A 13,041-nucleotide genomic window follows, 5' to 3' on the forward strand; every position below is an offset into this window, starting at 1 on the left:
GCGAAACCGCAGGCCAGGCGAGGAAAGGCACGTTGGCAAGTGTTGATCTGGACGGGCAGGTGATCGGGGCATACGGTCCGGGCCTGGTACCGCATGTGCTGGAGGCTTATCGCCGGTTTCACCGACCAGAACAGCGAATGGCAACGGCGATACGAGAAACTCTTCAGCGCCATCCCGTCCGCCAGGGAAGGCCGCCGCGCCCTGGACACGCTCCTCAAGAAGGGGTGGCGGCCCAAGCGCACCATCATGCTCGCCACCTGGGACGGCGAAGAATACGGCCTCTTCGGCTCCACCGAGTACGCCGAGGACCGCGCACGCCAGCTCCACAACGCCGTCGCCTACATCAACATGGACGGCGCCGGTGGATCGCATTTCGGCGCCGCGGCGACGCCCGCGCTCGACCGGTTCATCATCGACGCCTCCAAGGAAGTGCGGTGGCCGTCCACCGGCGGAACCCTCTACGAGGCGTGGAAGGCGCAGAACGACGGTGAGACCCCGATCGACCGCATCGGCGGCGGCTCCGACTTCCAAACGTTCTTTGAACGCTACGGCGTGGCCGCCATGGACCTGGGTTCGTCCACGCCCGGCTCCTCGGGCAGCTATCACTGCGCCTGCGACGACTTCTACTGGCAGGCCCGCTTCGGCGACCCCGGCTTCGAGTACCACGCGGCCATGTCCCGCCTCGCGGGCATCGCCGCACTACGAATGGCCAACGCGGACATCGTGCCCATCGGCTACGCCCCGTACGCCCTGGAGGTCGCCGGTGACCTCGCCGACTTCATTGAGGCACAACGGGACCGCCTCGGGGAAGTGGTCGTGGACGTAACACGGACCATCGACCAGGCCAACACCTGGCGCCGGGCCGTAGAATCCCTGCAAGCACGCGCCAACGAAGCCCTGCGCCAGGGGAACACGGCCCTGTTCAACCAACTCAACAACCGCATCATGCAGGCCGAGCGCGACCTGCTGACCCAGGACGGCCTCCCAAGCCGCCCCTGGTACAAGCACCAGCTCTACGCGCCGGGCATCGACACCGGCTACGCCACGCAACGCCTGCCCGCCCTGTACGACGCGCTGTTCACCAACAACGACCCCGAAACCGCCAAGGCATACGAGGCGCGCCTCTATGAAAGCCTGCGCGCCGCGACAGGAACACTGACCATTCCGACCATCTGAGACCTCGCCGGGCTCCGGATCATCGGAGCCCGGCAAGTTATCCACAATCCCCCGCCCGCCTTCCGCCCCACCCCCACTCGATCCGACCATGAATTCCAAGGATTCGAGAGGGGAGAGAAAATGCACGGCGGAATCGGGCTCAGCACCCTGATTTATGCACTTGTCGGACTCGTCCTGATCATCGCTCGCGTGCTGGGAAACCGGCGATGAAGGTCTCCATCATCGTCCCGGCGCACAACGAGGAGCAGGGCCTTCCGGCCACCCTGGCGTCCCTGCTCGCCCAGACCCGACCCGCCCACCAGATCATCGTCGTCGACGACGGCTCCACCGACCGCACCGGCGACGTCGCCCGCTCCTACGGCGTCACCGTCCTGTGCCCGCCGCACAACCTCGGCAGCAAGGCCAAGGCCCAGAACCACGCCCTCCCTCACTGCGAAGGCGACATCGTCCTGGCCGTGGACGCCGACACCATCCTCGCCCCCGACTACATCGAGAAGCTCACCCCCGCGTTCGACGACCCCGCCGTCGCCATCGCCGCGGGCAACGTCCAGACCCGCTTCACCCGCACCGTCTGGGAACGCGGCCGCTCGACCGAATACCTCTTCGGCTTCCACTGGCACCGCCCCATCCAGGCCGCCGCCCACAGCCCCATGGTGTGCTCCGGCTGCTGCTCCGCCTTCCGCCGCGACGCCCTCCTCGCTTACGGCGGCTTCCCCGAACGCACCATCGTCGAAGACATGGACCTCACCTGGTCCCTCCAACTGGCCGGCCGCAAAGCCGCCTACGTCGGCGACGCCGTAGCCTGGGCCGCCGACCCCGAGACCCTGCCCTACCTCCGCAAACAAGTCCGCCGCTGGATGGCCGGCTTCTTCCAGAACGTCCGCCTCCACCTCCCGCGCCTGCTGACCCGCAAGCCCATGCTCGCCCTCTGGGTCTGCCTGGCCATCCTGGAAATCGTCATAACCCCCTTCTGGTGGACGACCCCGGCCCTCCTCACCTTCCTCTGGCACGTCCCCGCCACCCACGCCCTCGCCTGGTGGGCCGGCACGGAACTCCTCCTCATCACCCCACCCCTCCTCTACGCCGCCAAGCGCCGCCGACTGCCCTTCCGCCACGTCCTGACCAACCTCCCCTGCGTTTACGCGACAAGAGCCGTCAACACCTACTACGCCTGGAAAGCCCTGATCACCGAACTCCTCCTCGTCCCCCTGAACCTGGCCCAACCCCTGACCACCTACGAAAAAGGCCGATCGAACACCCCCACCTACCAACCCCGCCACGCCCGCCCCCGCAAACAAACCCGCAACAATCCCCATCACCCAATCACCACCAACTCTCCACCCACCCCAACAACCAATAAACCGACCCACCACCCTCCAAACTCTCCAAGCACCAACGACCGCACGCCCATGACAACCAAACCCAGCAACCGAAGCGGACGATCAAACAAGCATCCAGCACCCAACGGCCCTGAAACTCTGAGACGCAGCGCACCCTAACCACCCCACAAACCCAGGCCCAGGCACAACCCTGATCGGCTGGCAGAACATGGACTTCACCAACACCCGACCCACCAGCGCCCCGCCGGATACAAGGCAACCCACTACCGTCCGACCAACACACCAGCGCCAACCGACGCCAGGTAGACCGGGTTCATCAAACCCCGGGTTACCTCAGTGGTTCGGCTTTGGCGGGTCAGGGTGGGTCGCGGGTGTGTCGCCTGCTGAGACTTCGAGGACCCCGGTCTCGGTGACCAGGGCGGTCACCAGGCGGGCGGGGGTGACGTCGAAGGCCGGATTGAAGGCATTGGCGGCATCGGGCGCGATGGAGGCACCACTCCACGTGAGGACCTCGCCGGGCGCGCGTTCTTCGATCGGGATCTGGTCGCCGGACGGCATCGCGAAATCGATGGTGCTGCGCGGAGCGGCGACCACGAACGGGATCCGGGCATCGGCGCAGGCCAGAGCCACCGCCAAGGAGCCGATCTTGTTGGCGGTGTCGCCGTTCGCCGCGATCCGGTCGGCACCGATGACGGCCACGTCCACCAGGCCGCGCAGGATGGTGCTCGCGGCGGCCCCGTCCACCTGGACCCGATAAGGGATGCCCGCTTGCTCCAGTTCCCAGGCCGTGAGCCGCGAGCCTTGAAGCAGTGGACGAGTCTCGTCCGCGTACACGAGCTGAAGCCGGCCCCGCTCGTGCAATTCGCGGATGACGCCCAGTGCGGTCCCCCAACCGGCAGTGGCGAGCGCGCCCGCGTTGCAATGAGTGAGGACCCTCAGCGGCCGGTCGCCGCTACGAGCGAGGATCCAGTCCGCCCCGGCACATCCGATCGCCCGGTTGCCGCGCACGTCCTCCTCCAGGAGCGCCTGGGCCTCCGCGATGACGGCATCGACGCCTTTGGGGATCAGCGGCACCACCCGGTCGACCCCCGCCGCCAGGTTCACGGCGGTCGGACGGGCCGAGCGCACCCGCTCGATCGCCTCATCGCGCTCGGTCTCGCCCCACCCCTTCCGTTCCGCCTCCGCCATGGCGATCGCCACTCCGAACGCACCCGCGACCCCCAGCGCGGGCGCACCGCGCACGACCAGCCGCTGGATCGCGTCGACCAGCGAAGCGGTGTCCCGGACCTCGCAATGCTCGAACCGTCCGGGCAGCACGGTCTGGTCGATGAGCCGCAGCCCATCCCCCGTCCAGGTCACAGCCCGGATATCGCTTCCCATGCCCACAACTCCACGCGTTCCCGTACGAACACCATGCTCCCACCACCGATCCACCCGGTCGACGATGGCTGCATGTCAAGGGGCGACGTGATGGGGACCCGAACGATGTGGCGCGATGAGTTCGGGGTCGCGGCCGAGTCAGATTGCCCGAGACGCATCGAGCTGGAAGGACTGGCCTGGATATGCCGACCCACGAGGAAGAGATCCGTACGCTGATCGAGCGCTGGGCGGAGGCGGTTCACGTCCGCGACATGGACACGGTCCTCGCCGACCACGCGGACGACATCGTGATGTTCGACGTACCGCCGCCCTACCAGGGCGTACGAGGGCTGGACGCCTATCGCGAGACGTGGCCGCCCTTCTTCGAGTGGCTGGCGACGGGTGCCGTCTTCAAGATCGAATCCCTTGACGTCGTGGCCGGTGACGACGTCGCGTTCGCCTACGCGCTGCTCCGGTGCGGCACCGAGAAGGAGTTCAGCGACAACCCCGACAACCGGCTCCGGCTGACGCTCGGGTTGCGCAGGGAAGGGGGACGGTGGGTCGTCGCCCACGAGCACCACTCCTTCCCACTCACCGACGCGAGTACGGCATCCGCCCAAGACGGTTGATCTCGCGCGGACGGCCACTTTCCGTGTGCACTGCGGCCCACGGGCTCTTCGGTGAGTTTCAACTGGGATGTATGAGCTGTCAGCTGGGCACCGGAAGGCCCAGGTAGGGGGCTGGGTCGGGAGCCGAATGTGGCTCGAACGATCCTACGGTCGGGCCGCGGCTGTTGGAGGACGGGCACAGCCCAGCACTGCATCCCGGGTCGGGCAGTCTCTTACTCACCGGCCTGGACGACCATGAGGGGATACCCGAGGGCCACAGAAGTCATGTGGGGGTGCCGGGTAGCGGCGGGGCTCGTGCCGGGAGTTGGCCCGCGTCCTGACGCCGGAGCGCGAGGCGGCCTGGCTCGTTCTGCACAGGCTCGTTCAGAGTGAACGCCTGCGCACGGCGCCGAGGACACCAGGCGCACGCTTGACCTGGGGCAGCTCGACGCGCCCGCCGGCTCATGCCCGATGACTCGCAAGCCGCCTGCGTTCCTGCTTCGGCGTGGTGCGGGGTTATGCGTGGTCGCTTGTCGGGCGGGCGGTTTTGCGGAGGTTCTTGGGGTCTTGGGCGAGGGGGTTCGCGGGTTGATTCGGTGGGGTCTCGTGGTCTTGGGCGGCGCGGGGTGGGGTGTGCTGGATCACGCGTTGACCTGCGAAAACTTGACAGGTTTCGAATTTGTGTTCGATGATGAGGCCGCGCAGGCGGGGAGGTGATGCGTGGCGGACGCGGCACGGGCGAGGGCGGTTCCTGTTGATCCGCTCCGGCTCGAGGCCCCGGCTCAGAGGGACCTTGTGACCGTGCTTCCCCCCTTGCGTTCGGTGATACCAGGCGGAGGTCTGCGGCCGGGTTCGGTCCTGGGATTGGACGGGCCCGGTGCGGGGTCGCTTGGTGCCGCCCTTGTGGCCGGGGTGACCGGGGCCGAGGGCGTCGGTTGGTGCGGCGTGGTGGGCCTGCCCGAGTTCGGTGTCGTCGCGGCCGTGGGGATGGGGGCGGATCCCGAGCGGCTGCTGCTGGTGGACGAGCCGGGCGGGCGGTGGCCCGACGTGGTGGCCGCCCTGGTCGAGGCCGTTGACCTGGTGCTGCTCCGCCTGCCGGAGCGTCCGCCGTCCACGGCCGTGCGGCGGCTCTCCGCGCTGGCCCGTAAGCACGGCTGCGTCCTGACGCTCACGGGAGCGTACGCGCGGGACTGGCCGGGCACCCGGTTGCGATTGCGCATGGACGACGCCGCTTGGGAAGGGCTCGGGGACGGTCATGGTGTCCTGCGGGGCCGTCGCGTACGGGTGACCGCGGAGGGGCGGGACGCTCCGGGACGGGGACGCCAGGCGTTCGTCTGGCTGCCCGGTCCGGACGGGAAGGTGGCCCCTGTCGAGACGGCGTCCCGGCGTCCGGTTCTGGAGGTGCTGCCGGGAAGCGGCTCGGTCCGGGGCGCCTGGAACGGCGGAGGGGAAGGGGCGGCGTGAGCCGGGTCCTGGTGGTGTGGTGCCCCGACTGGCCGGTCACCGCGGTCGGGGTGGACGCGGCGACGCCGGGGGCGGTGGTGGTCGACGGGCAGGTGGCGGCGTGTACGGCGGCGGCGCGGGCGCAGGGGGTGCGGCGGGGGCAGCGGATACGGGACGCGCAGCGCCGGTGTCCGGATCTCGTCGTCAAGGAGCGGGATACCGACGAGGAGGGGCGCCTCTTCGAGGCCGTGGCGAACGCCGTTGCCGAGCTGACGCCCAAGGTGGAGGTGGTGCGTCCAGGGTTGTGCGCGGTGCCGGCACGTGGGCCCGCTCGCTTCTACGGGGGTGAGGAGGCGCTGCGTGTGCTCGTGCAGGACGCGGTGGTGGAGGCGGGGTTCGACTGCGGGACGGGCATAGCGGATGGGCTTTTCGCGGCCGAGCTGGCGGCGAGGCGTGGTGGGGGCGTTGTGGTGGAGCCGGGTGGGGCGGCGGCGTTCCTGGCCCCCTACCCGCTGTCGGTGCTGGACAGGCCGGAGCTGGCGGACCTGCTCAGGCGGCTGGGCATCAGGACGCTGGGTGACTTCGCGGCGCTGCCGTCCGGGCATGTGGCGGGGCGGTTCGGACCCGACGGGGCCTTGGCGCACCGGTTGGCGCGCGGGGAGGAGCCACGGCCGGTGGCGCCCGCTCCGGCGACCGCGGATCTGTCCGTGCGGACTGAGTTCGATCCTCCGGCGGAGCAGGCCGGGCAGGTGGTGTTCGCGGGCAAGCGGCTCGCGGCGGACCTGCACGAGGGGCTCGCCGCGGGCGGTATGACGTGTGTCCGGCTCGCGGTGGAGATCGGGTTCGCGGACGGGCATGTGCTGCGGCGGCTGTGGCGTCATGACGGGAGGCTGTCGGCGACGGCGGTGGCGGAGCGCGTCCGGTGGCAGCTGTCGGCGTGGCAGGGTGAGCGCCCCAAGGCGGGCACCGATGAGGACGGCGTCGAGGGGCCGCAGCGGGACACCGCGGTCTGGGGCGGTGTCGTGTGGCTGGGGATGGCGCCGGACCAGCTCGTTCCCGACCATGGCAGGCAGGAGTCGCTGTGGGGGCGGGCGGCGGTGACCGAGCGGATCGCCCGCGCCGCCGACCGGATCCAGGGCCTGCTGGGGCATCGGGCGATCACGCGTCCCGTGCTGACGGGCGGGCGCGGGCCGGGCGAGCGGGTGACCAGGGTGCCGATCGGTGACCTGCCGCCCGCCGACCGTCCCGACGGGCCGTGGCCGGGACGGGTGCCGGTGCCCGCGCCCGCGGTCGTCCCGCGCAGGCCGTGGCCCGCCGAGGTCGTGGACGCGGAGGGCGCCCCGGTGACGGTGTCGGCGCGTTGCGCGGTGTCCGCGCCGCCCGCGCGCCTGGAGGTGGACGGGAGGCCGCCCGCCGCCATCACCGCCTGGACGGGTCCGTGGCCTGTCATCGAACGCTGGTGGGATCCGCGGCAGGCGCGCCGCCGCGCCCGGTTCCAGGTGGTGACCGATGACGGGGCCGCGTTCCTGCTTGCCGTCGAGGGACGCCGCTGGCACGTGGAGGCCGCCTATGACTGAGCGAGGCGGGAGGGCCGATGGGCTGGCATAACCCGTCCGTGCCGTGGCGGGAGTTCGAGAAGCGGCTGTCCTGGGGGACGTCCCGTGGCGGGGATCGCCCACCGGGTGGCGACCCTCCTCACGTACCGGAGCGCAAGAGGGACGGACGTCGGAGCACGGAGGTGGCTTGGGCGGAGCTGCACTGCCACTCCTCGTTCAGTTTCCTGGACGGGGCCAGCGACCCGCGCGGGCTCGTGGAGGAGGCGGCGCGGCTCGGCGTGGAGACGATGGCCATCACCGACCACGATGGGATGTACGGGGCGGTGCAGTTCGCCCAGGCCGCCGGTGACGCCGGTATCCGGACCGTGTTCGGGGCGGAGCTGAGCCTGGGGCTTCCCGGGCCGCAGACGGGCGAGCCCGATCCGGCGGGGCGGCACCTGCTCGTGCTGGCGCGAGGGCCGCAGGGGTACGCGCGGCTGTGCTCGTCCATCACGGCGGCGCAACTGGCGGGGGGCGAGAAGGGGCGTCCCGTGTACGGCCTGGATGCGCTGGCGGACGCGCATGACGGCCACTGGGCGGTGCTGACGGGATGCCGCAAAGGCCCGGTCCCCGCTGCGTTGGAGGCGGGTGGCCTGGACGCGGCGGAACGGGAGCTGCGCCGGATGGCGGAGCTGTTCGGCCGCGACAACGTGTTCGTGGAGCTGATCGACCATGACCAGCCCGATGACGATCCCCGTAACGACGCGCTGTTCGCGTTGGCCGCGCGCACGGGGCTGGGCGTGGTGGCGTCCAACAACGTGCATTTCGCGGCGCCGGGCCCGGACGCGCGTCTGGCGCAGGCACTGGCGGCGGTGCGGGCGCGGCGCAGCCTGGACGAGATGGTGGGGTGGCTTCCGGCGAGCGGCACGGCCCATATCCGCGACGGCGCGGAGATGGCGGCTCGGCTGGCGCGGTTCCCCGGCGTGCGGGAGCGGACGGTGGCGCTGGGGCGTGAGTGCGCGTTCGACTTCCAGGTGATGGCGCCGCGGCTGCCCGACTGGCCCGTCCCGGAAGGGCACACCGAGGCGACCTGGCTGCGTCACCTGGTCGCTGAGGGGGCGCGGCTTCGCTACGGGCCGCCGGGACAGGAGAAGACGCCCGGCGCCTACGCGCAGATCGCCCGGGAGCTGGACGTGATCGAGAGTCTGGGCTTCCCCGGCTACTTCCTGATCGTGCACGACATCGTGGAGTTCTGCAGGAGGAAGAACATTTTGTGCCAGGGGCGCGGGTCGGCGGCCAATTCGGCGGTCTGCTACGCGCTGGGCATCACCGGGGTGGACGCGGTGCGCCACGGCCTGCTGTTCGAGCGGTTCCTGTCGCCGGGGCGGGACGGGCCGCCCGACATCGACCTCGACATCGAGCACCGGCGCCGCGAGGAGGCCATCCAGTACGTCTACGAGAAGTACGGGCGGGAGTGCACGGCCCAGGTCGCCAACGTCATCTCCTACCGGCCGCGGATGGCGGTGCGGGACGCGGCGCGCGCGTTGGGCTTCTCCCCCGGCCAGCAGGACGCCTGGTCGCGTGACGTGGATTCGCGCGCCGTGAGTGTCCCTGGCCACGCCTCGCCGCAGTTGGCCGACGCGGAGTCGGGCATCCCCGGCTCCGTGCTGGACCTGGCCGGGCGGATGCTGGCTCTGCCACGGCATTTGGGGATTCACTCCGGGGGGATGGTGATTGCGGACCGGCCGGTCGGGGAGATCTGCCCCATCGAGTGGGCGCGGATGCCGGGACGCAGCGTCCTGCAATGGGACAAGGACGACTGCGCCGCCGCGGGCCTGGTGAAGTTCGACCTTCTGGGGCTGGGCATGCTGGCGGCGCTGCACGACTGCTTCGACCTTGTGGAGGAGCACCACGGCGTCCGATACGACCTCCAGTCGATCCCGCCGGACGACGCGAAGGTGTACGAGATGCTGTGCGACGCCGACACCGTGGGGGTGTTCCAGGTGGAGTCGCGTGCGCAGATGGCCACGCTGCCCCGGTTGAGGCCGCGCGAGTTCTACGACCTGGTGGTGGAGGTGGCGCTCATACGACCCGGCCCCATCCAGGGCGGGTCCGTCCACCCGTACCTGCGGCGCCGCAAGGGTGAGGAGGCCGCCACCTGCCCGCACCCGCTGATGGAGAGCGCGCTCGCCAGAACGCTGGGCGTCCCGCTGTTCCAGGAGCAGATGATGCAGCTCGCCGTGGACTGCGCGGGTTTCTCCCCGGCCGAGTCCGACGAGCTGAGGCAGGCGATGGGCGCCAAGCGCGCGCCGGAACGGGTCGAACGGCTCAGGCAGCGTCTCCTGGACGGCATGGCCGAACGCGGCATCCCCGCCGACATCGCCGAGGACGTGTACGAGAAGATCCTGGGTTTCACGGGATTCGGCTTCCCCGAATCGCACGCGCAGAGCTTCGCCCATCTGGTCTATGCCAGCGCGTACCTCAAACGGCACTATCCGGCCGCCTTCACAGCGGCGCTCGTGCGCAACCAGCCCATGGGGTTCTACTCACCCCAGAGCCTCCTGGCCGACGCACGCCACCATGGGGTGGTGGTACGGGGCGTGGACATCAACGCAAGTGACGTGCACCCCACCCTGGAGGAGAAGCTTCCCGTCGAGTCCGACCACCCGCACGCACCGCTCAAGCCGCAGCCCGCGATACGGCTGGGCTTGAACGGCATCCGCAACCTGGGCGAGGAGACCGCCAAGGCGATCGCGGCGGGCCGCCCGTACACGAGCATGGAAGACCTCGCACGGCGCGTGCAGATATCGTCGGCGGCCTTGGAGGCCCTTGCCACCGCCGGGGCGTTCAGCTCCATCCCCGTGAGGGACGGCGCTCCCACCCGTACCGGCGAGGTGCTGACCCGCAGAGAGGCGCTGTGGGCCGCGGGCGCCTTGGCCGGGACGGGACCGGGGCAGCTCGAAGGCGTCACACCGGGCGCCACCGCACCCGCGTTGCCCGCCATGTCCCCGATGGAGGAGACCTTGGCCGACCTGTGGGCGACGGGCGTCTCCCACACTCACCCCATGGCCCACGTACGGGAGGCACTCGACGAACTGGGAGCGGTCCCGTCCCGGGGGCTGCCCGGGGTTCCGGGTGACACCAACCTCGTCGTCGCCGGGCTCGTCACCCACCGCCAGCGTCCACCGACCGCGGGCGGCATCGTGTTCATGACCCTGGAGGACGAGACCGGCATCGTCAACGTGATCTGCCCGCCCCAGGTCTTCCAGCGCCACCGGGCCCTGGCCGTGGACTCGCAGGCCCTGCTGGTCAACGGACGGCTGGAACGCGCGGACGGCGTCACCAACGTCCGCGCCACCCGGCTCCGCCGCCTCCCCGTCCCGGGCCGGGTCCGCTCACGCGACTTCCGCTGAGCCCGGCCCGCCCGCGCGTGGCGTACCGCCGACGGGCATCAGGACCAGGTGGGGTGGCCGATCGTTCCGTTGGTGGGGCCGAACGGGCGGTCGCCCGTGCCGTCGACGCGGATCGTGCGGACGGACGGCGTCTCGACGGGGCCGCTCACGTAGCAGATCCACTTGCCGTCCCGGGACCAGGCCGGGTCCATCTCGTGGCCGTCGCCCGAGGTGACCCGTCTGGCGCCCGAGCCGTCGGCGTTGATCACCCAGATGTCCCCGTTGGGACGGTCACCCCGAGTGTAGGCGATCTTCGTCCCGTCGGGTGACCACTCGGGGTCGTTGGCGGTGACCTCGTCGCGGGTGAGCTTCGTCCAGGGGGCGTCGGGGTTCCTCGGGTCGAGGGTGTAGAGCTGCTGCGCCCCGTCCCTCCTGCTCCAGAACACGATCTTGCCGGTGACCGACCACATGGGGTCGTCCTTGAGCGCCGGGTCGTCGGTGAGGCGCCGCGGCTCGCGCTCCCCGATCGTGATCGCGAAGAGCTGGAGGGCGCGGCCCTCCCTGCCCGTGAACGCGAGCTGCGTCCCGTCCGGTGACCAGGTGACCCTGCTGCCGGGTATGAGCCGGTCGGTGACCATGCGGGCGCCGCTGCCGTCGGCGTTCATCACCCACGCCTCGCCATGGTCGGCGAACCTGCGGGTGAAGGCCACCTTGTTGCGGTCGGCGGGGGACCGTTCCGGCAGGATGTCGCACGTGTCGCCCCGCAGGATCGGGACGGGGGCCGCCTGCCCCGGGGTGTAGGTGCCGATGTCGGCATGACACTTCTGGGGCCAGCCGGTCCCGGTGTCGATCCGCACGAGCATCGGCTCTTTCGGGGGGCCGCCCGGCGTGGCCGGCGGCCGGGCCTGCTCCCGGCCGCCGGAATCATCACCGAGCCGCGCCACCAGATAGGTGCCCCCGGCCAGCAGCGCGGCCGTCGCCAGCGCGGCGCCCGTTACCAGGAACCCCTTGCGGCGTGTCGCGCGGCGCTGCCCGTCCTGTACGCCGCCTGGCGCGAACCCGGGCGAGGGACTGGGCACAGGGCCGGGGGGAGGCATGGGCGGTGGCGGCACGGGCGAAGGAGGCCCGTACGAGGCGCCCGTGGCGTTCTCGGCCACGGGCTCGGTGCTCCACTCCGCGTACCCCGGGCGGCGGTGTTGCGGCTGCGGCGGGGGCTGAGGGTGCGCGTTGCCCTGCGCCACTTCGGGGATGGGACGGGTCTCGGCGGGCGAGGGGGTGTTCACCCGGGTGGGCGGCTCGGACGTCCAGGACTCGCCCAGAGTGGTGGTCACCGCGGCCTCGTTGGCGCCGCCGACCAGGCTGAGGAGAAGGTCGCGCGAGGTGGGACGGGACTCGGGGTCCTTGCGCAGAGCGGCCCGGACCAGACCGGCCAGGGGTTCGGGAAGGTCGCCCAGCTCGGGATCGGCGTGCAGGGCACGGCCCACCATGACCTGAAGGGATCCCTGGCCGAAGGGGTTGCGGCCGTTGGCGGCGTACGCGACCAGGCAGCCCCAGGCGAAGACGTCGATGGCCGGGGTGACCTGCTGGGTGAGGATCTGCTCGGGCGCGATGTAGCCGGGGGTCCCGACGACCGCGCCGGTCGCGGTGTGGGACGCGGCCATGTCGAGGGCCCGCGCGATGCCGAAGTCGATGACGCGGGGGCCCGAGATGGACAGCAGCACGTTGCTCGGCTTGAGGTCGCGGTGGACGAGCCCGGCGGAGTGGATCGCCACCAGCGCCGCGGCGACGCCGACCGCGACACCGTGCAGGAGGCCGGGCGAGAGCGTCCCGTTCTCACGGATGTGCTCAAGCAGGGACGGACCCTCGATGTACTCGGTCACCATGTAGGCGAGCCCGAGGTCCTGGCCGTGGTCGAGCACCTGCGCGGTGCAGAACGAGGCGACGCGCTCGGCGTTGCGGCACTCGTCGTTGAAGCGCGCCAGGAACGCCCGGTCACCGGCCAGCTCGGGCCGTACCACCTTCACCGCGACGGGACGCTCGTCCTGGCCGCGGCCGAGGTAGACCGCGCCCATCCCGCCCTCGCCGATCTTGGCCTCGATCCGGTACGGGCCCACCCGGGTCGGGTCGTCGGCGCTCAGTTCGCCCAGCACCGCGCCCACCCGGCCAGGTCGGCTCTCCATCGACGTTC

The 13,041-nt window shown here is 70.9% G+C and carries 8 protein-coding genes; 6 read left to right on the forward strand and 2 right to left on the reverse strand.

Annotated elements, in window-relative coordinates; all coding sequences use genetic code 11:
* Positions 1-93 precede the first annotated feature (93 nt).
* Positions 94-1,176, forward strand: a complete 1,083-nt coding sequence (locus ACGWYJ_RS16050) for a transferrin receptor-like dimerization domain-containing protein (RefSeq protein ID WP_395106774.1) — start codon at positions 94-96, stop codon at positions 1,174-1,176.
* Between the two features lie 206 nt (positions 1,177-1,382).
* Positions 1,383-2,675 (forward strand): glycosyltransferase, encoded by a 1,293-nt coding sequence (locus ACGWYJ_RS16055; RefSeq protein WP_395106775.1) that lies wholly within the window; start codon positions 1,383-1,385, stop codon positions 2,673-2,675.
* A gap of 174 nt (positions 2,676-2,849) precedes the next feature.
* Here the strand turns inward: ACGWYJ_RS16055 and mtnA are convergent, their stop codons facing one another.
* Positions 2,850-3,896, reverse strand: coding sequence for an S-methyl-5-thioribose-1-phosphate isomerase (mtnA, locus tag ACGWYJ_RS16060; RefSeq protein WP_395106844.1), 1,047 nt, complete (start codon positions 3,894-3,896; stop codon positions 2,850-2,852).
* 182 nt (positions 3,897-4,078) lie between these two features.
* Between mtnA and ACGWYJ_RS16065 the strand changes: the two genes are divergently transcribed.
* The 4 genes from ACGWYJ_RS16065 to ACGWYJ_RS16080 all read left to right on the forward strand — a co-directional run bounded on the left by ACGWYJ_RS16065 (position 4,079) and on the right by ACGWYJ_RS16080 (position 10,874).
* Positions 4,079-4,504 (forward strand): YybH family protein, encoded by a 426-nt coding sequence (locus tag ACGWYJ_RS16065; RefSeq protein WP_395106776.1) that lies wholly within the window; start codon positions 4,079-4,081, stop codon positions 4,502-4,504.
* A gap of 891 nt (positions 4,505-5,395) precedes the next feature.
* Positions 5,396-5,947 carry a hypothetical protein gene (locus tag ACGWYJ_RS16070; protein WP_395106777.1) on the forward strand — a complete coding sequence of 184 codons (552 nt, stop codon included), beginning with the start codon at positions 5,396-5,398 and terminating at the stop codon, positions 5,945-5,947.
* The gene (locus ACGWYJ_RS16075; RefSeq protein WP_395106778.1) at positions 5,944-7,503 is read left to right on the forward strand and encodes a DNA polymerase Y family protein; all 1,560 of its coding nucleotides are present in this window, start codon (positions 5,944-5,946) and stop codon (positions 7,501-7,503) included. Before ACGWYJ_RS16070 ends, ACGWYJ_RS16075 begins: the two co-directional genes overlap by 4 nt.
* Before the next feature lie 161 nt (positions 7,504-7,664).
* Entirely contained in the window at positions 7,665-10,874 is a 3,210-nt protein-coding gene (locus ACGWYJ_RS16080; RefSeq protein ID WP_395106779.1) for an error-prone DNA polymerase, read from the forward strand.
* Positions 10,875-10,912: 38 nt separating this feature from the next.
* On the opposite strand, the gene ACGWYJ_RS16085 is transcribed toward ACGWYJ_RS16080, so the two are convergent.
* Complete coding sequence (locus tag ACGWYJ_RS16085) at positions 10,913-13,033, reverse strand: protein kinase (protein WP_395106780.1); 2,121 nt, start codon at positions 13,031-13,033, stop codon at positions 10,913-10,915.
* Between the last annotated feature and the right edge of the window lie 8 nt (positions 13,034-13,041).

It is taken from the genome of Actinomadura sp. SCN-SB (assembly GCF_043906805.1).
Taxonomy (GTDB): Bacteria; Actinomycetota; Actinomycetes; order Streptosporangiales; family Streptosporangiaceae; genus Spirillospora.